Origin of the sequence: Burkholderia sp. S-53, assembly GCF_025560745.1 — a bacterium.
GTDB classification, from domain to species: Bacteria; Pseudomonadota; Gammaproteobacteria; order Burkholderiales; family Burkholderiaceae; genus Burkholderia; species Burkholderia pyrrocinia.
In genome coordinates this window covers 2,821,379-2,843,081 of record NZ_CP090483.1, presented here as the reverse complement: position 1 = coordinate 2,843,081, position 21,703 = coordinate 2,821,379, and the positions used below count along the sequence as shown (strand labels likewise).

The window sequence follows — 21,703 nt, the reverse complement described above, 5'->3', positions numbered from 1 at the left end:
GCATAACGTCTCACCAGTTTCCGGGTGACCGCTGCGCGTGACGCGCCGCGGTCGTTCTTTTTGGAGAATCGCCCATGAAGTTTCGTTTCCCCGTCGTGATCATCGACGAAGATTTCCGCTCCGAGAACATCTCGGGCTCCGGCATCCGGGCGTTGGCCGAAGCGATCGAGAAGGAGGGCGTCGAAGTCCTCGGCCTCACGAGCTACGGCGATCTGACGTCGTTCGCGCAGCAATCGAGCCGCGCGTCATGCTTCATCCTGTCGATCGACGACGACGAACTCATGCTCGGCGAAACCGGCCAGGACGGCGAACTGCCCGAGCTCGCGACCGCGATCATCGAGCTGCGCGCGTTCGTGACCGAAGTGCGCCGCCGCAACGCGGACATCCCGATCTTCCTGTACGGCGAGACGCGCACGTCGCGGCACCTGCCGAACGACATCCTGCGCGAACTGCACGGCTTCATCCACATGTTCGAGGACACGCCGGAGTTCGTCGCGCGCCACATCATCCGCGAGGCGAAGGTCTATCTCGACTCGCTCGCGCCGCCGTTCTTCAAGGAACTCGTCAAGTACGCGGACGAAGGCTCGTACTCGTGGCACTGCCCGGGCCACTCGGGCGGCGTCGCGTTCCTGAAGAACCCGCTCGGCCAGATGTTCCACCAGTTCTTCGGCGAGAACATGCTGCGCGCGGACGTCTGCAACGCGGTGGACGAACTCGGCCAGCTGCTCGATCACACGGGCCCGGTCGCGGCGTCCGAGCGCAATGCGGCGCGCATCTTCAGCGCCGATCACCTGTTCTTCGTGACCAACGGCACGTCGACGTCGAACAAGATCGTCTGGCACGCGACGGTCGCGCCGGGCGACATCGTGCTGGTCGACCGCAACTGCCACAAGTCGATCCTGCACGCGATCACGATGACGGGCGCGATCCCGGTGTTCCTGACGCCGACGCGTAACCATTTCGGCATCATCGGGCCGATCCCGCGCGACGAATTCAAGCCGGAGAACATCCGCAAGAAGATCGAGGCGAACCCGTTCGCGCGCGAGGCGCTGCGCGAGAACCCTGACATGAAGCCGCGGATCCTGACGATCACGCAGAGCACGTACGACGGCGTTGTCTACAACGTCGAGATGATCAAGGACCTGCTCGGCGACCTGCTCGACACGCTGCACTTCGACGAAGCGTGGCTGCCGCACGCGACGTTCCACGACTTCTACCGCGACATGCACGCGATCGGCGACGGCCGCCCGCGCACGGGCGCGCTGGTGTTCGCGACGCACTCGACGCACAAGCTGCTCGCGGGCATCTCGCAGGCGTCGCAGATCGTCGTGCAGGATTCGGAGAACCGCACGTTCGACAAGCACCGCTTCAACGAGGCGTACCTGATGCACACGTCGACGAGCCCGCAGTACGCGATCATCGCGTCGTGCGACGTCGCGGCCGCGATGATGGAGCCGCCGGGCGGCACCGCGCTGGTCGAGGAATCGATCGCGGAAGCGATCGACTTCCGTCGCGCGATGCGCAAGGTCGACGCCGAATACGGCGACGACTGGTTCTTCAGCGTGTGGGGCCCGGACAACCTGTCGGAAGAGGGCATCGGTTCGCGCGAAGACTGGATGCTGAAGCCGAACGACCACTGGCACGGCTTCGGTCCGCTCGCGGAAGGCTTCAACATGCTCGACCCGATCAAGGCGACGATCATCACGCCGGGGCTCGACGTCGACGGCGAGTTCGGCGAGACGGGCATTCCGGCCGCGATCGTCACGAAGTACCTGGCCGAGCACGGGATCATCGTCGAGAAGACCGGCCTGTACTCGTTCTTCATCATGTTCACGATCGGCATCACGAAGGGCCGCTGGAACTCGATGGTGACCGAGCTGCAGCAGTTCAAGGACGACTACGACAACAACCAGCCGCTGTGGCGCGTGCTGCCGGAATTCGTCGCGCAGCATCCGCGCTACGAGCGCGTCGGCCTGCGCGACCTGTGCGCGCAGATTCACGACGTGTACCGCGCGAACGACATCGCACGCCTGACGACCGAGATGTACCTGTCGGACATGGAGCCGGCCATGAAGCCGTCGGACGCGTTCGCGAAGCTCGCGCACCGCAAGATCGACCGCGTGCCGCTCGACGAGCTCGAAGGCCGCGTGACGAGCATCCTGCTCACGCCGTACCCGCCGGGCATTCCGCTGCTGATCCCGGGCGAGCGCTTCAACAAGACGATCGTGAACTACCTGCGGTTCGCGCGCGACTTCAACGAGCGTTTCCCGGGCTTCCACACCGACATCCACGGCCTCGTCGCGGAAGAGGTGAACGGCCGCGTCGAGTACTTCGTCGACTGCGTGCGCGACTGATGGCGACGCACGGACGAATCCAGGCGATGCGCGCGGCAGTGGCCGCGCTCGTCGTCTGGGCGGCAGGGTCGGCGGGGCTGGCGGGGTTCGGCGTCGCACACGCGGAAGTCGCGGCGGCCGACCCGCTCGACGTCGCGATGCGGCAATGCCTCGCGCGGCGCGACCGGTCGTCGCCGGCCGGCCAGATCCAGTGCATGGGCGAAGCGCAGCAGCAGTGGCAGACGGTGATGGACGGCGCGTACCAGCGCCTGTTGAAGGATGCGCCGGCCGACGCGAAGCGCGGCTGGCAGGATAGCCAGCGCCGCTGGGTCACATGGCGCAAGGATGAAGTACAACTGCTGAAGGCCGTGTACGACACGACGCGCGGCACCGCGTACGCGATGTCGAGCGCCGACATGCAGTTGCAGCCCGTGCGCGATCGCGCGCTGGCGCTGCGCGGCGCGGCCGATCGTTATGCGCCGCCGCCTGCCGCCGTACCGGTAGCGGCCACGAGCGACGCGCAGGACGGCGCGAGCGCGGCCCAGGGCGCGGCCGCGTCGAACGGCAAGCCGGCGGCGAACGCGCCGCGCGATCCGGCCGTGCGCCGCGTGCGGCCGTGCGAACAGGATGCCGCGTGCGAGCACGCGCTGTTCGACCTGAACCGCTATTACCAGAAGCTGCGCCGCAAGATGCCTGCGCATTCGGCCGCGACGCTGGTGCGCGCGCAGCGCGCGTGGGTCGCGTTCCGCGACACGACGGCGCCGCTCGTCGGCGAGGACGGGCGCGTGGACCTGATCGGCGCGCGGATCGCGACGATGAAGCGGCTGTCGGAGACGGCCGGCAACAAGTAAGCGCCGTCGCGACGCCGGTCGTTCGGCGCCAACGACAAAACGGGCACCCTCGGGTGCCCGTTTGCATTTGGCGCTGCGCCGTGCGCCGTGTTCGCGCGCGTGCCTACGCGGGCTGCTGCGGGTCGTGCCGGCCGAACCACGACGGCACGAGCGCGACCGCATCGTCGAGCGATGCGAGCACGTGCAGGCTCAGCGCGACGATTTCGGGCGTCGGCGCCTTCAGGTCGGGCACGGTGATGACCGACGCGCCGGCGCCGGCGGCCGATTGCGCGCCGAAGTCGCTGTCTTCGAACGCAACGCACGCGTGCGCCGGCACGCCGAGGCGTTCGGCCGCGAGCCGGTAGACGGCCGGATCGGGCTTGCCGCGCGTGACTTCGTCGCCGCCCGCGATCGCGCGGAAGAACGGCAGCACGCCGACCGCGTCGAGCCGCGCGCGGATCACGTCGCACGCGGACGACGATGCGACCGCGCACGGAATGCCGGCTTGCGCGAGCGCGTCGAGCAGCGCGAACGCGCCGGGCTTCAACGGGAATTTCGGATGGGGCTCGGGCGCCGCGAGCTGTTCGCGTACGCGGATGCGCACCGCGTCGAACGTATCGGGGTTGCCGATCAGCCGTGCCAGGATCACCTGGCCTTCGGCGAACGAGCGGCCGACGATCTGCAGATAGTCGGTGGCCGTCAGCGCGACACCGTGCGCATTCGACACGTCGAGCCACGTGTTCATGATGGTCCGCTCGGAATCGACGAGCAGGCCGTCCATGTCGAAGAGCGCGGCGGAAAAGGTCATCGGCGGCATCCGGGAAGCGGGGCAGGCAATGGGCGGCGCAACGGCCGCCCGAATGAAAAACGGACGCCGAGGGCGTCCGTCCGGAACAGCGGGCTTACTGGCCGAGCGCGGCGCGGGCAGCCTTGACCGCCGCGCGCACCTGGTCGGGTGCGGTGCCGCCCGGATGGTTGCGGCTGGCGACCGAACCCTCGAGCGTCAGGTAGCCGAACACGTCGTCGCCGATCAGGTGCGCGACGTTCGGCAGCTCCTGCTTCATCTCGTCGAGCGTCAGGTCGGCGAGATCGATGCCGCGGTCGTCGCAGATCTTCACTGCGTGCGCGACGGCTTCGTGCGCATCGCGGAACGGCAGGCCGCGCTTCACGAGGTAATCGGCGAGATCGGTGGCGGTCGAGAAGCCCTGCAGCGCGGCAGCGCGCATCGCGTCCGGCTTCACGGTGATGCCGGCGACCATTTCGGCGAAGATCCGCAGCGTGTCGGCGACGGTGTCGACCGTGTCGAACAGCGGTTCCTTGTCTTCCTGGTTGTCCTTGTTGTACGCGAGCGGCTGGCCCTTCATCAGCGTCAGCAGCGCCATCAGGTGGCCGTTCACGCGGCCCGTCTTGCCGCGCGCGAGTTCCGGCACGTCCGGGTTCTTCTTCTGCGGCATGATCGAGCTGCCGGTGCAGAAGCGGTCGGCGATGTCGATGAAGCCGACGCGCGGGCTCATCCACAGCACGAGTTCTTCGGAGAAACGCGACACATGCGTCATCACGAGCGCGGAGGCCGCCGTGAATTCGATCGCGAAGTCGCGATCGGACACCGCATCGAGCGAGTTCGCGCAGATGCCGTCGAAGCCGAGCGTCTTCGCGACCGCGTGGCGGTCGATCGGGTAGCTCGTGCCCGCGAGCGCGGCCGCGCCGAGCGGCAGGCGGTTCACGCGGGTGCGGCAGTCGCGCATGCGCTCCGCGTCCCGCGAGAACATCTCGACGTACGCGAGCAGGTGGTGGCCGAACGTGACGGGCTGCGCGACCTGCAGGTGCGTGAAGCCCGGCATGATCGTGTCGGCATTCTGTTCCGCGAGGTCGAGCAGCGCGCCGCGCAGGTCGTTCAGCAGGCCGCCGATGCGGTCGATTTCGCCGCGCAGCCACAGGCGGATGTCGGTCGCGACCTGGTCGTTGCGCGAGCGGCCGGTGTGCAGGCGCTTGCCGGCATCGCCGATCAGCGCGGTCAGGCGCGCCTCGATGTTCAGGTGGACGTCCTCGAGATCGAGCTGCCATTCGAATTCGCCGCGCTCGATCTCGCCCTTGATCTGCGCCATCCCGCGTTCGATCGCGGCCAGGTCGTCGGCGCTGATGATCTTCTGCGCGGCGAGCATGTTCGCGTGCGCGAGCGAGCCGGCGATGTCGACGAGCGCGAGGCGCTTGTCGAAAAACACCGACGACGTGTAGCGCTTGACCAGCTCCGACATCGGTTCCGAGAAGCGGGCCGACCAGGCCTCGCCCTTTTTGTGCAGTTGGGACGTCATGGCGATTCTTCGAAGGGGAGTTGGGCGGCGTGCGCCGCCGAGGGAATCCCGCGATTCTAACATTCGCGGGCCCGGCGGCCGGCACGGGCTAGCGCAGCGCGCAGGTCAGCGGGCCGATGCGCGGCAGCGTGCCGTCGTCCGGGCGCCGGTACGCGAATTCGACGCCGCAGCGGCGTCCGCCGCCGGAAATCTCCAGATGATTGTCGGCGGCGAGGCCGTCGACGAACGTGAGGCCGTCGTAGCCGACGATCGTGCGCTGGCCGCTTTCGACGTGCACGACGTCGAGGCCGGGCGGCAGCGGCGCGCCGTCCGGCGTGCGCAGCGCGATCGACGCCGCGCGGTAGCGCGTGACCGGGAAGCGCGCGAGCACGCCCGAGCGGGCCTGCGGCACGACGTCGAGCGTCGTGTCCGCGAGGCGCGCATCGGCCGGCAGCGTCGTGCCGTCGATCGCGACGCGATTGTGCTGGTATGCGCTCAGGTCGGGCACCAGCAGGTAGCCGGTGCGGTCGGTCTCGCCGATCGGCCGGTTCTGGTGCAGCACCGGCACGCGCCCGGCATCGGTCGACACGAGCGCGAAGCCGTCGTCGATGCGGCGCGACGTCAGCAACTGGCCGTTCATCAGCACGAGCGCGCCGGTCACGTCGACCGCCGCGTCGCGTTGTCCGCCGAACGACTGTCCGAGCAGCGTGACCTGGCCCGCGCGGCCCAGGTATTGCAGCTGTCCCTGGCCGTAGCGCAGCGGACCGTTCTCGCCGGCCTGCACGTTCCAGCCGAAGCCTCCGTCGTAGTCGGGCGCGCGCGACGCGCTGACCGCGCGGGTCGACTCGCCGTTCTGCCGGCCGACGCTCGCCGCGACCGACGTATTGTCGCCGAGGCCGACGCTCAGGCTGACGAAGAAGCCGCGCGCGTTGTGCTGCCGGAAATCCTGGAACGCGCTGACGGTCATCGACGCGAGCATCCCGAAGTTGACCGACCACGCCGCCGTGCCGATCCGCGACGCGGGCGCGCCCGGGTATTTGAGGCCGAGATAGCTGAACGACAGCGTCTGCGCGCGCAGGAGCGGGAACGACACCGTCACGCGGTCGCTGATGGTCGCGACCGGCGTGCCTTCGCGCGCGCCGAGGTCGCCGTAGCCGCCGAACGCGCGCAGCGTCTGCGCGTCGACCGAGAAGCGCGGCGTCACGTACTGGTAGCCGAGGCCGGCCTGCGCGCCGGAGAAGCGCCCGGCGCTGACGGCCAGCGACGCGTTCGCGACGCCCCCGCCGCCGATACGTGCGAGCACGCCCGCGCCGGCGTCGTAGACGCCGCTCGTCGCCTCGGCGTGCGCCTCGGCCGTCAGCCGCTCGGTGACGCCGTAGCGCACCGATCCGCTCGCGGCCGGCGTGCGCGCATAGTCGAACGCGTCCTGGCCGTATGCGCGGCGCAGGAAGCCGGCCTCCACCGAATAGCTGGCGAGGCCGGGCGCGAGCAGGCGCGTGTCGACGTAGAGCGGGATCGACGTGGCGATCGTGCGGCCGAGCGCGTCGCGCGTGATCACCGTCGCGTTGCCGGCGCCGGTGATGCCCGGCACGCTGTTGATCACGAACGGGCCGCCCGGCACGTCGCCGCTGAACTGGCGCACGTTATTGACGTACAGGTCGACCGCCGACGGCACGACCGCGCTGCCCGACAGCGCCGGCACCGGGAAGGTCACGAGATCGGGGCGCAGGCCGAAGTTGCTGCGCCACTGCACGCCGCCGATGCGCAACGAGCGCGTCCACGACAGCGACGACGAGATGGTGTCGCCGAATTGGGTCGTCGTGAGCGTGCGCGGGTCGGACACCGTCCACGACGTGTCGTAGCGCATGTAGCGCTGCCCGTCGCGACGGAAGTAGCCGATGCCGGTGTTGCTGAACACGCCGGCCGGATCGAAGTAGCGCGCCTCGGTCCACACCGCGAGCGGCGAATGCGCGGCGGTCTGCGCGTATGCGTCGTAGTTCAGCACGATGCCCCGGCCGGACGTCGCGGGCGGCGTGGCGGCGAGCCCGCGCGCGTCGAACGTGTGCGGAATGCGCAGCGCGTCGGGCACGGTCAGGTCGATCGTCTGGCGGCCCGGATCGTAGTCGTAGCGCAGGCCCGCGAGCGCGTCGAGCTCGACCGGCGTGTTCGACAGCGGCTGCGCGCGGTCGCCGCTTGCGATGCCGAGGTCGTTCAGGTCGGCCGACGCCGCGAACAGGTGCCCGTCGGCCAGCCGGAAGCGCGCGATCCGGTGGGTCGGCTCGCCGTTGATCGACACGTCGAGGTACAGCACGCCGGGCTCCGGGGCGGCGGAAGGGGGCAGCTCGGAGGCCGGCTGCGCGCCTGCGGTGCCCGCGCGCAGCGCCAGCGCGACGGCGGCGAGCCACGCGTATCGCCTGGCCGGCGTCGTTCGATTGGCATGTCGCGTCGTCGGCACGCGCAACGGGGCGGGAGGGCGCCGGCGCCGGACTCAGCGCGGCGCCAGCCGGGCCTCGACGGGTTGCGTATTGACTGTCGCGCGGACTTTCACGAACGGCGACGGGCGCGCGTCGAGCTTGAGCGGCCAGTGCCGCACGCTGCCGGCCAGCGCGTAGCCGAGCAGCCCGCGCGCGACGTCGTGCGCGTTGCCGTGCGCATCGACGAGCTGCACCGCGGAGAGCTGCGCGCGCCGGCCGCCGAGATTCGCGACCGACAGCCGCAGGCCCTGCGAATCGGCCTCGATGCGCCAGTCGAGCTGCGGCGGGGTGGGCGGTGCGGCGGGTTCGACGAACACCGGCACCGAGTAGCGCACGCGGATCGTGATGCCGTTCTGCGCCGGTGTGCCGGGCGCGGGCAGTTCGTCGATCAGCACGCGATAGCTTTCCTCCGTGACCGGGCTCGCGCGCGCGGTGCGCACGAGGCGGATCAGCTGCTCGGCGTTCGCGCCGATCTGCAGCAACGGCGGCGACGCGGCGAGCGAATCGGTCGGCGTCAGCACGTCCTCGCCGTTCTCCTGCGTCCAGCGGAACGTGCGCACCTGGCCGTAGATCGGCTGCACGCCCGAATTGCTGAGCGTGACGCCCGCCGCCGCGACCGACGGCGGCAGCTCGAGCGTGACCGGCGAAATCTGCAGCGTCGCGGCCGGCGCGGCTGCAGCCGACGCGGCGCACAGCGCGGCGACAAAACAGGGGCCGATCGCCACGGCGGGTCAGAAGTAGACGGTCGCGGTGACGGTGGCCTGGTAGGTGTCCGGTTTCGGGGTGCCTTGCGTCTGCACCTGGCCGTATACGTTGATCGTCTGGGCGGAGCCGTTGCCGGTGCCGCCGACGGTGTCGGTGCCCTGCGTGTTCCCCCAGATCGTCGTGTGGCCGCTGTCCTGGAACAGCTGGAAACCGACCGTCGTGCCCGTGTTGCCGCTGGTCGTGCCGGCCATCAGCCGCGCGCTGACCGTCGAGCCGGAGACGCCGCCCGAGTCGAGCCCGACGTTGTAGGGCGTCGTGTTGCTGCAGGTGACGGAGAGCGTGGTCTGCTGGTTGATCGCGGCCGACAGTACGCCAGAGGCGCCGAATGCGAGCGGGTTCGCGCTGACCGAGCAGTTCGCCTGGATGGTCAGCGTGACGTTGAATTGCGCGGTGGCGGTGCCGTTGGAATAGATGGCGGCGGCGACAGGGCGCCAGGCCGGGGTGAGTGCGATGGCCGCCGCGATGGCGGTGGACAGCCCGTGACGCGTGATGGCGTTCATTGTGATGGTCTCCAGCCGTTCTGGGAGTGTCGCCCGGCCTGCGGTGCCCGAACCGCGTGATTCGCCGTGTCGACGGAACCGCACATTTGTCTGACTAGATTACTCTACGCATTTGGTTGCATGCAATGGTAGAAATGCGGACTAGTTCGCATTGTCTGAATATTTTGCGGGCGGGCGGCTTGATCTGGATCAACGGTCGGGGCGGCAGCCGGGCCGCCGCCGGTACGAATGCTTTTCTATCGGGGGAAACCATGGCGGAGCAGCGGGTCGTGCGGGCGTACCGGTATCTGCATCGGGTGGCGTGCTGGCTGCTGGCCGCGCTGCTGTGCGGGCCGTGGCTGTCCGCGCAGGCGGACAGCTGCACGGTGAGCGCGCAGACGACGAGCTTCGGTTCGGTCAGCCCGATCACGCAGGCCGCGTACACGACGACCAGCACGGTGGGCGTGACGTGCACGTGGGATACGTTGAGTCTCAACACGACCGCGCTGGTCTGCCTGAATCTCGGCGCGACGAGCCCGCGCGCGATGACGAACGGGGCCAACCAGATGCAGTACGACCTGTACCAGGACAACGGCTATACGCAGGTCTGGGGCGCGGTCGCCAGCGGCACGACGCCGATGTCGGTCACGCTGGCGAAGCCGGGGATCGGCACGAGCGCGAACGCGACCCTGACCGTTTACGGCCGCATCGCGCCGAACCAGCCGACCGTCCCGAGCGTGAACAACAGCAGCACGCTCTACTCGCAGACGTTCGCCGGGAACCTGGCGTCGTACAGCTACAACTTCGCGCTGCTCGCCATTCAGTTGGTGCCATGCACGTCGCAGGCGTCGGCGGGCACGTTCGCGTATTCGACGAACGCGACCATCGTGAACAATTGCTTCATCAGTGCGACGAATGTTGCGTTTCCCGCAACGGGCGTGCTGGCGGCGGCGCAGACGGCAACCGGCTCGATCAGCGCCCAGTGCACGAACGGCGACGCGTTCCAGATCGCGCTGAACGGCGGCAGCAGCAGCAATGTCGCCGCGCGCACGATGCAGCGCGTGGGCGGCGGCGGTTCGGTCGGCTACCAGCTCTACCAGGACAGCGGCTTGACGAAGCCATGGGGCGACGGCACCGGCGGCACGTCGATGGCGACCGGCACCGGCAGCGGGCTCGCGCAGGCCATCACCGTCTACGGCCGCGTGCCCGCGCAGGCGACGCCCGCGCCGGGCGACTACAGCGACACGATCACCGCGACGATCAGTTTTTGAGCGGGCTCAGTCGCGCACCAGCACGACCAGCTTCAGGTCCTCGCGGTGCGCGGGCTTCAGCGTGATCTGCTGGTACACGAGACGGCCGTCGGCCGGATGGTCGAATTCGCGCAGGCCGCCTTCGCGCTCGAACACGTCCTGCGACGCCCAGTACTGCGCGAATGCGTCGCTGCCGGCGGTCAGCGCATCGATCAGCGCGCGCGTCGGCGCGTCGGCCAGGTGGCGGATCGAATCGGCGCGGAATTCGGCCGCGAGCCGCCGCGCGCGGGTTTCCCAGTCGACGATCAGCGTGCGCGCGGCCGGCGCCATGAACGTGAAGCGCAGCAGGTTGCGGTCGTGTTCGCCGTCGAGCCAGCCGGAAAACAGCGCGGCGGCCGGCGCGTTCCACGCGAGCGCATTCCATTGCCGGTCGAGCACGTACGCGGGCGTCGCGATCGCCGCGACGGTCGCGGCGAGCGTCGGCGGCAGGTCGCCGCCCGCGACGTCGGGCTCGGCTGGATCGCGCTGCGCGGCCAGTTCGAACAGGTACGCGCGCTCGGCCTTCGACAACTGCAGCGCGACGGCGATCCGCGCGAGCGCGTCGGCCGACGCCGACACCGGACGGCCCTGTTCGATCCACGTGTACCAGGTCGGGCTGACGCCGCACAGCTGCGCGACTTCCTCGCGCCGCAGCCCCGGTGTACGGCGGCGCGGGCCGGGCGGCAGGCCGACGGCCTGCGGCGACAGCCGCTCGCGGTGGGCGCGGATGAATTCGCCGAGCGCGCGGGCGGGCGTGGCGTCGAGCGGCGGGGTGGGGGCGGAGGACGGCTGGTTCATGCGGAAACGGCGAAGTGGAAACGGGGATACGGCAACGGGCAACGATCAGACAGGTGTATCGAATACCAGTATAACTGCTTAACTTGTACTGGTACAAACGCAGGCCTATTGTAGCGGTTCGCGCGCTGGCAGGCAGCGGGCGTCCCACAAAACGCGTTGCAGGGGGCTGGAACCGGCGCCGAAGCGCCCACTCCGGTCGACCGTACAAAGGAGCGAACGATGAAACACCACGACCAGGTCGCCGACGCATTCGGCACGACGGCCGCCGCCTATCTGACGAGCACGGTCCACGCGACGGGCGCCGATCTGCAGACGCTCGCCGACGCGGTGCGCGCGACGCCCGATGCGGCCGTGCTCGATCTCGGCTGCGGTGCCGGCCACGCGAGCTTCGCGGTCGCGCCGCACGTGCGCGACGTGGTCGCCTACGATCTCGCCGCGCCGATGCTCGCGACCGTCGACGCGGCCGCGCGCGAGCGCGGGCTCGCGAACATCCGCACGCAGCAGGGCCCGGCGGAACGGTTGCCGTTCGACACGGCGACGTTCGACTGGGTCGTGAGCCGGATGAGCGCGCACCACTGGCACGACATGCGCGCGGCGCTGGCCGAGGTGCGCCGCGTGCTGAAACCGGGCGGGCGCGTGCTGATGATCGACATCGCGGGCAACGATCATCCGCTGCTCGACACGTACCTGCAGGCGGCCGAAGTGCTGCGCGACGCGTCGCACGTGCGCGACTACCGCGCGGACGAATGGCTCGCGATGTTCCGCGACGCCGGTTTCGACGCGCACGTGCACAGCCGCTGGCGGCTGCCGATCGATTTCGACACGTGGGTCGCGCGCATCCGCACGCCGGCCGACAGCGTCGCCGGCATTCGCGCGCTGTGGGCACATGCGCCCGACGAGGTGCGCGGCTACTACGCGGTGCGGCCCGATGGTTCGTTCGAGCATGACGCGCTGCTGATCGACGCGCATTGACCGGGCCAGCCGGCACGGCATGCCGATGCGGTGCGGCCTCCCGATGAAAAAAGCCGCGATACGCACCGTGGGTACGGTGACGTATCGCGGCTTCTGCGATGCCATGCGGCGCGGAACGGGCCCGCGCCGCATGCGGATCAGCCGGTGTTGCGCAGGCCGGCCGCGATCCCGTTGATCGTCAGGTGAATCCCGCGGCGCAGCCGCGCGTTCGTGTCGCCCGCGCGGTGACGCTTGATCAGTTCGACCTGCAGGTGATTCAGCGGATCGAGATACGGGAAGCGGTTCTTGATCGAGCGCGCGAGCAGCGGGTTGGTCGCGAGGCGGCCTTCGTGCCCGGTGATTTCCGCCAGCGCCTGCGACGTACGCTCCCATTCCGCGACGATCCGCTCGAACACATGCTTGCGCAGCTTGCGGTCGGACACGAGCTGCGCATAGCGCGATGCGACCGCGAGGTCGGTCTTCGCCAGCACCATGTCCATGTTCGACATCAGGTTCGAGAAGAACGGCCAGGTCTTGTTCATCTTCTTCAGCAGCGCGACGCGCTTCGTGCGCTCGGCTTCATCCTGCGCGCCGTCGAGATACGCGCTCACCGCACTGCCGAAGCCGTACCAGCCCGTCAGCAGCAGCCGGCACTGGCCCCACGAGAAGCCCCACGGAATCGCGCGCAGATCCTCGATCTTGCGCTGCTTCGGATCCTGCAGCTTGCGCGAAGCGGGGCGGCTGCCGATGTTCAGCTCGGCGATCTCGGTGATCGGCGTCGACGAGAAGAAGTAGTCGGTGAAGCCGGGCGTTTCATAGACGAGCGCGCGGTACGCGGCCATCGCCGAGTCGGACAGCGTCTGCATCGCGACCTCGAACGCGGGCAGTTGCGCAGGGGCGTTCGATTGCGGCAGCAGCGACGCCTCGAGCGTCGCGGCGACGACCGTCTCGAGGTTGCGCCGACCGATCTCGGGGTTCGCGAACTTGCTCGCGATCACCTCGCCCTGCTCGGTCAGGCGGATCTGGCCGTTCACGGTGCCCGGCGGCTGCGACAGGATCGCCTGGTAGGTCGGGCCGCCCCCGCGGCCGACCGTGCCGCCGCGGCCGTGGAACAGCCGCAGCGTGATCTTGCGGTCGCGGAACAGGTCGACGAGCGCGAGTTCCGCGCGATACAGCTCCCAGTTCGACGTGAGGAAGCCGCCGTCCTTGTTGCTGTCCGAGTAGCCGAGCATCACTTCCTGCTCGGCACCCTGGTGCGCGATCAGCGCATCGACGCCCGGCAGTGCGAAGTATTCGCGCATGATGCGCGACGCGTCGCGCAGGTCGGGGATCGTCTCGAACAGCGGGATCACCATCAGGCTGTTCCTCGCATGGCCGCCCGGCACGCCGAGCGCACCTTCGAGCAGCCCCGTCTCCTTCTGCAGCAGCAGCACCTCGACGAGGTCGCTGACGGTTTCCGTATGCGAAATGATGTAATTGCGCACCGCGCGCGCGCCGAATTGCGCGCGCACTTCGCGCGCCTTCTCGAACACGCCGAGCTCGCTTTGCGCGAGCGCCGAATATTCGAAGTACGGCGAGCGCAGCGGGCGCGGGTCGGCGAGTGCGGCGAGCAGCACGCGCAGCTTGTCTTCCTCGGCGAGCCCTGCATAGTCGGCCTCGACGCCCGCGCGCGCGAACAGCTCGGCGACCACCGCTTCATGGATGTCGGAGCTCTGGCGCAGGTCGATGCTCGCGAGATGGAAGCCGAACACTTCGGCGGCACGCACGAGCGGCGCGAGGCGCGGCGCGGCGAGCGACGTGCCGTGGTGTTCGTCGAGCGACGCGGTGAGCACCTTCAGGTCGGCGACGAACGCTTCGGAATCCGCATACGGAATCGCGCGCACGGGCGGCGCGCCGCGGCCCGCGCTGCGCACGGGCACCGTGCCTTCGCCCAGGCGCACGCGTGCGCTCGCGGCGAGCCGCGTGTAGATGCCGATCAGCGCGCGGCGATACGGTTCGTCGACGCGGTGCGGCGACTGGTCGGGCGACGCGGCCGCGAGCGCCTTCACGGCGTCGTTCGCGCCGACGAGCAGGTTCGACACTGACAGTTCGGCGCCGAGCTTGTGCACCTGTTCCAGATAGTGCTCGAGGATCACCGCGGACTGGCGGTTGATCGCCTCGTCGAGCGTCGGCGCCGTCACGTTCGGGTTGCCGTCGCGATCGCCGCCGATCCAGCTGCCCATCTGGAAGAACGCGGGCACGCGCGCGGACAGGCCGTGCTCGGCGAGCGCGGCCTCGATGTCGCCGTACAGCGCGGGCAGTTCGTCGAGGAAGGTCGCGCGGTAGTACGACAGCGCGTTCTCGATCTCGTCGCCGACCGTCAGGCGCGCGTCGCGCAGCATCCGCGTCTGCCACAGCGCGGTCACGCGCGCGCGCAGCATCGATTCGTTGTACTGGCGCTCGCGCGCGGTCAGCTCCTGGTCGCGTTCGGCGAGCAGGCGCGCGATGTCGTGCTGCGCGTCGAGGATGCTCTTGCGCTGCACTTCGGTCGGGTGTGCGGTCAGCACCGGCACGATCAGCGCATCGTCGAAGAAGCGCTGCAGCAGGCGTTTCGACGCGTTGCCGGTGGTCTTCAACTGTTCGAGCGCGTACGCGACCGTGCCGGGCTGCGGCGCGGAGCCGGCCAGCGCGTGGATGCGGCGGCGGCGGTTGTGGTGGCGGTCTTCCGCGATGTTCGCGAGATGCGAGAAATAGCTGAACGCGCGCACGACGCTCACCGTCTGCTCGGGTGTCAGCTTGCGCAGTTTCTTCTCGAGCGTCTGCGCGGCTTCGCTGTCGTCCTCGCGGCGGAACTTGACCGCGGTCTGGCGGATCGTCTCGACGACGTCGAACACGGTGTCGCCTTCCTGCTCGCGCACGACGTCGCCGAGCAGGCGGCCGAGGAAGCGGATGTCCTCGAACAGCGGGCCGTCCTTGTCCTCGCGCGTGCGCGTGCCGGACTTCGGCGCGCCGGCCGTGCGGGCAGCGGGGCCGGCGGCTTTCGTCGCGCGTTTTGTCTGACGTATCGGGTCTTTCGGTTTCGTTGCCGTTTTCGCACGGCCGTTCGCGGCGGTGGCGACGGTGTCCGTCGGGGCGTCGGAGGAGGACAGGGCAGCATTGCGGCGCGCCGTACGCGCCGATCCGGAAGACTTCACGATGGGTTTCCTTGGGAAAGCTCGAGTCAAAAGGAACTGCGGAAACTGCGGGAACTGCGGTCAAGCAACCAGCTACGTGCGGCACATCCGCACATCGGCGCCGCGACCCGCGCAGGGGCCGGTCGGGCGCAGGCTCCGGGCCCGGGCGGGCCGGGGCGTGCGTGCTACCATTGTTCGATCTTCAATCCCGTCCTTCGATGTTCCAGCAATGAATTCCGAGACCCTTGCGGCCGGGCCGCAACAGGCACAGCCGCCCGCGACGTTGACGATTGCTTCGCGCGAGAGCCGCCTGGCGATGTGGCAAGCCGAACATGTGCGTGATGCGCTGCGCAAATTATATCCAGCTTGTGACGTGAAAATCCTCGGGATGACGACCCGCGGCGACCAGATTCTCGATCGCACGCTGTCGAAGGTCGGCGGCAAGGGCCTGTTCGTGAAGGAACTGGAGAATGCGCTGGCCGACGGCCGCGCCGATCTCGCCGTGCATTCGCTGAAGGACGTGCCGATGGCGCTGCCCGACGGCTTCTCGCTCGCCGCGATCATGGAGCGCGAGGATCCGCGCGACGCGTTCGTGTCGAACGACTACGCGTCGCTCGACGCGCTGCCGGCCGGCGCGGTCGTCGGCACGTCGAGCCTGCGCCGCGAGGCGATGCTGCGCGCACGCTATCCGCATCTCGACGTGCTGCCGCTGCGCGGCAACCTCGACACGCGCCTCGCGAAGCTCGACCGCGGCGACTACGCGGCGATCATTCTCGCGGCCGCCGGCCTGAAACGCCTCGGCCTCGACGCGCGGATCCGCGCGCTGATCGACGTCGAAGCCAGCCCGCCCGCGGCCGGCCAGGGCGCGCTCGGCATCGAGATCGCCGCGCACCGCAACGACGTCGCCGCGTGGCTCGCGCCGCTGCACGACCCGCAGACCGCGCTCGCGGTCGAGGCCGAGCGGATGGTGTCGCGCGCGCTCGGCGGCAGCTGCGAGGTGCCGCTCGCCGCGCACGCGGTGTGGCGCGCGGGCGAACTGTACCTGACGGGCCGCGTGTCGACGACCGACGGCAAGCGCGTGCTGACGGCCGAGGAGTGCGGGGCCGTCATGACCGTCGCCGATGCGCTCGCGCTCGGCCGCGCGGTGTCCGACGAGCTCGAGGCGCAAGGCGCGCTCGACATCGTCAAGGCGCTGCTCGCCGGCTCGCAGGCCGGCAAGGGCGACGCCTGATGGCGGGCGGCGCGCGCGCGTTCACCGCTGTCCTGACGCGCCCGGACGGCCAGTCGGACGCGCTTGCGTCGCAACTGGCGGATGCCGGCTGCGACGTGCTCGAATTCCCGCTGATCGATATCGCGCCGGTCGACGATCCGGCGCCGCTCGACGCTGCGTTCGCGGCGCTTGCCGACTTCACGCTCGTGATTTTCGTGTCGCCGAACGCGATCGACCGCGCGCTTGCGCAGTACGGCGCGATCTGGCCGAATGCGCTGCCGGTCGGCGTGGTCGGGCCCGGCAGCGTCGCGGCGCTCGAGCGGCACGGCATCGCGGCGCCCGCGCATCGCGTGATCGCGCCGCAGGCGCCGGCCGACGGCGGCGTGCCCCATTATGATTCGGAAAGCCTGTTCGCGTGCATCGAGGCCGCGTTCGGCGGCGCGCAGGCGCTGGCGGGCAAGCGCGTGCTGATCGTGCGCGGCGACGGCGGGCGCGAATGGCTTGCCGACCGGCTGCGCGAGGCCGGCGCGGACGTCACGCTGGTCGCCGCGTACCGGCGCGTCGTGCCCGAGCCGCGCGTCGGCGCATGGGAGCGCGTGCACACGCTGCTCGATGGCGCACCGCATGCGTGGCTCGTCACGAGCTCGGAAGGCGTGCGCAACCTGCACGAACTCGCGCGGGCGCACCTGAACGACGCCGAGATCGACGCGCTGAAGCATGCGCCGCTCGTGACGCCGCACCCGCGGATCGAGCAGACCGCGCGCGCATTGGGTTTTGATAGGATTACGCTGACCGGCGCGGGCGATGAGCGCATCGTCCGCGCGTTTCGAACGATGGCCGACGAGGCCGTCCAACCGGCGACAGCCGCACCGGTGACTAAACGCATGACAGATACCAACGATTCCAAAAGCGTCGCTTCCCAGCCGGCCGCTGCATCCGCACCGCCGTCCCGCCCCCCTTATATGGCGTCCGAACCGCCCATGCGCCGCGGCGGCAGCGCGGTGCTGTGGTTCGTGGTCGTCGTGCTCGGCTGCGCGGCGGGTGTCGGCGGCTATGCGCTGAACCGCAAGATCGACCGGCTCGACGGCACGTTCGTCGCGCGCCAGAAGGCGCTCGACGCGCAGACGGCCGAGACGCGCATGAAGACCGAGCAGGCGCTCGCGAGCACGCACCAGGTCGACACGCAGCTCGCGCAGCTCGACGGCAAGCTCGCCGACGCGCAGAGTGCGCAGCAGGCGCTGCAGCAGCAATACCAGGACCTGTCGCGCAACCGCGATGCGTGGATGCTCGAGGAAGTCGACCAGATGCTGTCGAGCGCGAGCCAGCAGCTTCAACTGACGGGCAACACGCAGCTCGCGCTGATCGCCCTGCAGAACGCCGATGCACGTCTCGCGACGTCGCAGAGCGCGCAGGCCGTCACGGTGCGCAAGGCGCTCGCGCAGGACATCGAAAAACTGAAGGCCGCGCCCGCGGCCGACCTCACGGGCCTCGCGATCAAGCTCGACGACGCGATCGGCAAGATCGACGCGCTGCCGCTTTCCGGCGAGGCGATCGTGCCGCACGCGGCGCCGAAGGCCGCGCCGGCCGACGCCGCATCGACGGCCGTGGCCGGCGAGCCGCGCTGGAAGGTCTGGTGGCACGACTTCTCGGCCGGTCTCGGCCAGCAGTTGAAGGGCCTCGTACAGGTGCGCCGGATCGACAACGCGGACGCGATGCTCGCGTCGCCCGACCAGGGCTACTTCGTGCGCGAGAACGTGAAGCTGCGCCTGCTCACTGCGCGCCTGTCTCTGCTCGCGCGCAACGACAGCGCGATGAAGGCCGACCTGCACGCCGCGCAGGCGTCGCTCGGGAAGTATTTCGATCAGGCGTCGAAGGACACGCAGACCGTCGAGGATCTGCTCAAGCAGGTTGACGGCGCATCGCTGACGGTCGCGGTGCCGAACCTGAACACGAGCCTGAACGCCGTTCAGCAGTTCAAGAGCCGGGGGTAACGATGACGCTTCGAGGAATCGTCTGGCTCGCGGTCCTGTTCGCGATCGCCGCTGCGCTCGCCACCGTCGGCCGTTTCGACGCGGGGCAGGTGCTGCTCGTCTATCCGCCGTACCGGATCGACGTGTCGCTGAACCTGTTCGTGATCGCCATCGTCGTGCTGTTCATCGTCGTGTATGCGCTGCTGCGCATCGTGCGCAACATCTGGCGCATGCCGAAGCGGGTCGCCGCGTATCGTGCGCGTTCGCGCAACGAGAAGGCGCAGGCGTCGCTGCGCGATGCAATCTCGAACCTGTACGCGGGCCGCTTCTCGCGCGCGGAGAAGGCCGCGCGCGACGCGCTGTCGGTCGACGCGAACCTGGGCGCCGCGAGTCTCGTCGCGGCCACCGCCGCGCACCGGATGCACGAGTACACGCGCCGCGACGACTGGCTGTCGAAGGTCGACGCGCCCGAATGGCAGGACGCACGGCTGCTCGCCGCGGCCGACATGCGCGCGGACGCGCGCGATGCCGACGGCGCGCTCGCCGCGCTGGCCGACATGCAGGCGGGCGGCAAGCGCATCCATGCGCAGCAGGTTGCGCTGCGCGCGCAGCAGCAACTGAAGAACTGGGCCGAGGTACTGAAGCTCGCGAAGGCGCTCGAGAAGCGCGAGGCGCTGCATCCAGCCGCGGCCGTGCGGCTGCGCCAGCAGGCCGCGGAAAACCTGCTGCGCGAACGCCGGCACGACCCGGACGCATTGCTCGAGGTGTGGCAGTCGCTGTCGCCGGTCGAGCGCCAGTCGCCGCGTCTCGCCGATCTCGCGGCGGACCTGCTCGTGTCGCTCGAGCGTCGCAACGAAGCGCGCCGCATCGTCGAGGAAGCGCTCGCGCACAACTGGGACGCACGCTTGCTGCGCCGCTACCCGGACACGGCCGGCGCCGACGCGCTGCCGCTGATCCAGAAGGCGGAAGGGTGGAAGAAGGATCACCCGGAGGATGCCGACCTGCTGTTCGCGCTCGGCCGTCTCTGCCAGCAGCAGCAGCTGTGGGGCAAGGCGCAGTCGTTCCTCGAAGCGGCGCTGAAGCTGGCCGACAACGAGGCGCTGAAGGTGCGTACGCATCGCGCGCTTGCGCGCCTGTTCGAGCATCTCGGCGAAACCGACAAGGCTGCGAAGCACTACCGCGAAAGCGCGCTCGCGATTACCGTGGTCTGACGCCGGCCGCGGCCGCCTGTTGCGGGCGGCACGCTACGCATGCGCAACATGCCCCGAACGCCGGATGGCCTTCGGGGCATTTTTTCGTCCGCTGCGAGCCGGCGCTGGACGCGCCGTGCACTACGCGCCGAGCCTGCGCAGCAGGTCGTCCTCGTTCGCGACGAACCATACCGATGTCCCGCGATTGGACTCGCGAACGAGCGCGCGCAGCGCTTCGCTGCGCGCGAGCCAGCGGTCGATGTCGCCGATTACGCCGAGCCGGACGCCATAGTTGACGAGTTTCTGCAGCACCGCGCCGGCCAGCCCGCTGTCGAGCCGGTAGAAGTCGTCGTGCAGCGCGTCGGCGGGGACCGCGACCCAGTCGGCTTCATGCTCGTGCGCGAGCGCGACGAGGTCGAGCGCATCGCTTTCCCGCTGCACGAGGCCGGCGGAAGGATCGCGGATCAGCACGCGGCGGTCGGCTGCCTGAACGATTCGGTGGGGCATGCGGGCGGGTTCCGTCGTCATGGTCGTTTCGCGCCGTGCATCATTTGTCGACGAGCTGCTTCGGCACCGACAGCGCGAGCAGCCCGCCGAGCACGAGGAACCCCGCGAGCATGTACATGCCCGAATCGTTGGCGCCCGTCGCCTGCTTGAGCCAGCCCATGAGGTAGGGGCTCAGGAAGCCCGCGAGGTTGCCGATCGAGTTGATCATCGCGATGCCGGCCGCGGCGGCCGCACCGCCGAGGAACGCGGTCGGCAGGCTCCAGAACAGCGGCAGCGTCGTCAGGATGCCGATCGTCGCGAGCGTGAGGCCGAGCATCGCGAGCGCGGTCTGGTGCGCCCAGATCACCGACAGCACGAGCCCCAGCGCGCCGATTGCGGCCGGAATCGCGAGGTGCCAGCGGCGCTCGCGGCGCTTGTCCGCGCTGCGCGCGATCAGGATCATCGCGACCACTGCAGCCGCATACGGAATCGCCGACAGCAGGCCGATCGCGAACGTGTCGGTGACGCCCGTCGCCTTGATGATCGTCGGCAGCCAGAAGCCGACGCCGTAGAGCCCCATCACGAACGAGAAGTAGATCAGCGCCATCAGCCACACGCGCGGGCTCGACATCACGGCGCCGAGCGGCAGGTCTTCCTTGGTCGCTTCCTCCGCGTCGACGTTGCGCGCGAGCAGCGCCTTTTCGTCGTCGGTCAGCCAGTTCGCCTTCGCGATCCGGTCGTCGAGCTTGAGAAACACGACCACGCCGACCAGCACCGACGGGATGCCTTCGAGCAGGAACAGCCATTGCCAGCCGTGCCACCCGCTCACGCCGTTGAACGCCTTCAGGATGAAGCCCGACAGCGGCCCGCCGATCACGCCGGACAAGGCGACTGCCGTCATGAAGAAGGTCGTCATCCGGCCGCGCCGGTGCGCGGGATACCAGTAGGTGAGGTACAGGATCACGCCGGGGAAGAAGCCGGCTTCGGCGAGCCCGAGCAGGAAGCGCATCACGTAGAACATCGTGGGCGTCGTGACGAACATCGTCAGGATCGAGATCACGCCCCAGGTCGCCATGATGCGTGCGATCCACACGCGCGCGCCGACCTTGTGCAGGATGATGTTGCTCGGCACCTCGAAGAGGAAATAGCCGAAGAAGAAGATCCCGGCGCCGAGCCCGTAGACGGTGTCGCTCAGGTTCAGGTCGCTCGCCATCTGCAGCTTCGCGAACCCGACGTTCACGCGGTCGAGATACGCGACCACGTAGCACAGCAGCAGGAGCGGCGTGAGCCGCCACGACACCTTGCGGTAGGTTGCTTCCTCGAATGCGCCGGACGAACCCGGCAGCGATTGCGTCGATGTTGCCATGTTGTCTCCTGTCGATCCAAGTTGGCGCTTTAGCGCTTACTTGGATCCCATGCTTTGCGGTCGATCCAAGTTGGCGCTTTAGCGCTTACTTGGATCCCATGCTTTGCGGTTTTTATGGT

At 69.3% G+C, this 21,703-nt stretch carries 16 protein-coding genes; 7 read left to right on the top strand and 9 right to left on the bottom strand.

Annotation, left to right across the window (positions count from 1 at the left end; all coding sequences use genetic code 11):
- Nucleotides 1–74 precede the first annotated feature (74 nt).
- Both LXM88_RS18195 and LXM88_RS18190 read left to right on the top strand, forming a co-directional pair.
- On the top strand, nt 75–2,354 hold the full coding sequence (locus tag LXM88_RS18195; RefSeq protein ID WP_047898758.1) for an arginine/lysine/ornithine decarboxylase: 2,280 nt from the start codon (nt 75–77) through the stop codon (nt 2,352–2,354).
- 26 nt (nt 2,355–2,380) lie between these two features.
- Complete coding sequence (locus LXM88_RS18190; protein ID WP_412524114.1) at nt 2,381–3,184, top strand: lysozyme inhibitor LprI family protein; 804 nt, start codon at nt 2,381–2,383, stop codon at nt 3,182–3,184.
- 103 nt (nt 3,185–3,287) lie between these two features.
- On the opposite strand, the gene LXM88_RS18185 is transcribed toward LXM88_RS18190, so the two are convergent.
- The 5 genes from LXM88_RS18185 to LXM88_RS18165 all read right to left on the bottom strand — a co-directional run bounded on the left by LXM88_RS18185 (nt 3,288) and on the right by LXM88_RS18165 (nt 9,193).
- Nucleotides 3,288–3,971 (bottom strand): HAD family hydrolase, encoded by a 684-nt coding sequence (locus tag LXM88_RS18185; RefSeq protein ID WP_262535584.1) that lies wholly within the window; start codon nt 3,969–3,971, stop codon nt 3,288–3,290.
- Between the two features lie 94 nt (nt 3,972–4,065).
- The gene (argH, locus tag LXM88_RS18180; protein ID WP_047898756.1) at nt 4,066–5,475 is read right to left on the bottom strand and encodes an argininosuccinate lyase; all 1,410 of its coding nucleotides are present in this window, start codon (nt 5,473–5,475) and stop codon (nt 4,066–4,068) included.
- An 88-nt stretch (nt 5,476–5,563) separates the two neighbouring features.
- Nucleotides 5,564–7,915, bottom strand: coding sequence for a fimbria/pilus outer membrane usher protein (locus LXM88_RS18175; protein WP_412524113.1), 2,352 nt, complete (start codon nt 7,913–7,915; stop codon nt 5,564–5,566).
- 27 nt (nt 7,916–7,942) lie between these two features.
- The gene (locus LXM88_RS18170; RefSeq protein WP_262535582.1) at nt 7,943–8,653 is read right to left on the bottom strand and encodes a fimbrial biogenesis chaperone; all 711 of its coding nucleotides are present in this window, start codon (nt 8,651–8,653) and stop codon (nt 7,943–7,945) included.
- A 6-nt stretch (nt 8,654–8,659) separates the two neighbouring features.
- Nucleotides 8,660–9,193: a Csu type fimbrial protein gene (locus tag LXM88_RS18165; RefSeq protein WP_262535581.1), complete on the bottom strand. Its 534-nt coding sequence runs from the start codon at nt 9,191–9,193 to the stop codon at nt 8,660–8,662.
- Between the two features lie 251 nt (nt 9,194–9,444).
- On the opposite strand from LXM88_RS18165, the gene LXM88_RS18160 reads away from it, so the two are divergent.
- Nucleotides 9,445–10,443 carry a Csu type fimbrial protein gene (locus LXM88_RS18160; RefSeq protein ID WP_262535580.1) on the top strand — a complete coding sequence of 333 codons (999 nt, stop codon included), beginning with the start codon at nt 9,445–9,447 and terminating at the stop codon, nt 10,441–10,443.
- Between the two features lie 6 nt (nt 10,444–10,449).
- On the opposite strand, the gene LXM88_RS18155 is transcribed toward LXM88_RS18160, so the two are convergent.
- Nucleotides 10,450–11,259, bottom strand: coding sequence for a helix-turn-helix transcriptional regulator (locus tag LXM88_RS18155; RefSeq protein WP_262535578.1), 810 nt, complete (start codon nt 11,257–11,259; stop codon nt 10,450–10,452).
- Between the two features lie 219 nt (nt 11,260–11,478).
- Here LXM88_RS18155 and LXM88_RS18150 point away from each other — a divergent pair, with 219 nt between their 5' ends.
- Nucleotides 11,479–12,231 (top strand): class I SAM-dependent methyltransferase, encoded by a 753-nt coding sequence (locus LXM88_RS18150; protein ID WP_105392938.1) that lies wholly within the window; start codon nt 11,479–11,481, stop codon nt 12,229–12,231.
- Between the two features lie 137 nt (nt 12,232–12,368).
- Here LXM88_RS18150 and ppc read toward each other — a convergent pair whose 3' ends face one another.
- The gene (gene ppc / locus LXM88_RS18145) at nt 12,369–15,383 is read right to left on the bottom strand and encodes a phosphoenolpyruvate carboxylase (protein WP_262535573.1); all 3,015 of its coding nucleotides are present in this window, start codon (nt 15,381–15,383) and stop codon (nt 12,369–12,371) included.
- A 208-nt stretch (nt 15,384–15,591) separates the two neighbouring features.
- Between ppc and hemC the strand changes: the two genes are divergently transcribed.
- The 3 genes from hemC to LXM88_RS18130 are packed head-to-tail and all read left to right on the top strand — an operon-like array spanning nt 15,592 to nt 19,753.
- Nucleotides 15,592–16,593: a hydroxymethylbilane synthase gene (gene hemC / locus LXM88_RS18140; protein WP_047898748.1), complete on the top strand. Its 1,002-nt coding sequence runs from the start codon at nt 15,592–15,594 to the stop codon at nt 16,591–16,593.
- Nucleotides 16,593–18,563, top strand: coding sequence for a fused uroporphyrinogen-III synthase HemD/membrane protein HemX (gene hemDX, locus LXM88_RS18135; protein WP_262535572.1), 1,971 nt, complete (start codon nt 16,593–16,595; stop codon nt 18,561–18,563). Before hemC ends, hemDX begins: the two co-directional genes overlap by 1 nt.
- A 2-nt stretch (nt 18,564–18,565) precedes the next feature.
- Complete coding sequence (locus LXM88_RS18130; RefSeq protein WP_262535570.1) at nt 18,566–19,753, top strand: heme biosynthesis protein HemY; 1,188 nt, start codon at nt 18,566–18,568, stop codon at nt 19,751–19,753.
- A 120-nt stretch (nt 19,754–19,873) separates the two neighbouring features.
- On the opposite strand, the gene LXM88_RS18125 is transcribed toward LXM88_RS18130, so the two are convergent.
- Complete coding sequence (locus LXM88_RS18125) at nt 19,874–20,239, bottom strand: DUF4180 domain-containing protein (RefSeq protein ID WP_262535569.1); 366 nt, start codon at nt 20,237–20,239, stop codon at nt 19,874–19,876.
- Nucleotides 20,240–20,279: 40 nt separating this feature from the next.
- Nucleotides 20,280–21,584 (bottom strand): MFS transporter, encoded by a 1,305-nt coding sequence (locus LXM88_RS18120; protein WP_262535568.1) that lies wholly within the window; start codon nt 21,582–21,584, stop codon nt 20,280–20,282.
- Nucleotides 21,585–21,703 lie beyond the last annotated feature (119 nt).

Excerpts from the sequence above, each read along its gene's own strand:
- LXM88_RS18195 (WP_047898758.1), top strand. The coding sequence starts at position 75 with ATGAAGTTTCGTTTCCCCGTCGTGATCATCGACGAAGATTTCCGCTCC.
- LXM88_RS18190 (WP_412524114.1), top strand. The coding sequence starts at position 2,381 with ATGCGCGCGGCAGTGGCCGCGCTCGTCGTCTGGGCGGCAGGGTCGGCG.
- LXM88_RS18185 (WP_262535584.1), bottom strand. The coding sequence starts at position 3,971 with ATGACCTTTTCCGCCGCGCTCTTCGACATGGACGGCCTGCTCGTCGAT.
- argH (WP_047898756.1), bottom strand. The coding sequence starts at position 5,475 with ATGACGTCCCAACTGCACAAAAAGGGCGAGGCCTGGTCGGCCCGCTTC.
- LXM88_RS18165 (WP_262535581.1), bottom strand. The coding sequence starts at position 9,193 with ATGAACGCCATCACGCGTCACGGGCTGTCCACCGCCATCGCGGCGGCC.
- LXM88_RS18160 (WP_262535580.1), top strand. The coding sequence starts at position 9,445 with ATGGCGGAGCAGCGGGTCGTGCGGGCGTACCGGTATCTGCATCGGGTG.
- LXM88_RS18155 (WP_262535578.1), bottom strand. The coding sequence starts at position 11,259 with ATGAACCAGCCGTCCTCCGCCCCCACCCCGCCGCTCGACGCCACGCCC.
- LXM88_RS18150 (WP_105392938.1), top strand. The coding sequence starts at position 11,479 with ATGAAACACCACGACCAGGTCGCCGACGCATTCGGCACGACGGCCGCC.
- hemC (WP_047898748.1), top strand. The coding sequence starts at position 15,592 with ATGAATTCCGAGACCCTTGCGGCCGGGCCGCAACAGGCACAGCCGCCC.
- hemDX (WP_262535572.1), top strand. The coding sequence starts at position 16,593 with ATGGCGGGCGGCGCGCGCGCGTTCACCGCTGTCCTGACGCGCCCGGAC.
- LXM88_RS18130 (WP_262535570.1), top strand. The coding sequence starts at position 18,566 with ATGACGCTTCGAGGAATCGTCTGGCTCGCGGTCCTGTTCGCGATCGCC.
- LXM88_RS18125 (WP_262535569.1), bottom strand. The coding sequence starts at position 20,239 with ATGCCCCACCGAATCGTTCAGGCAGCCGACCGCCGCGTGCTGATCCGC.
- LXM88_RS18120 (WP_262535568.1), bottom strand. The coding sequence starts at position 21,584 with ATGGCAACATCGACGCAATCGCTGCCGGGTTCGTCCGGCGCATTCGAG.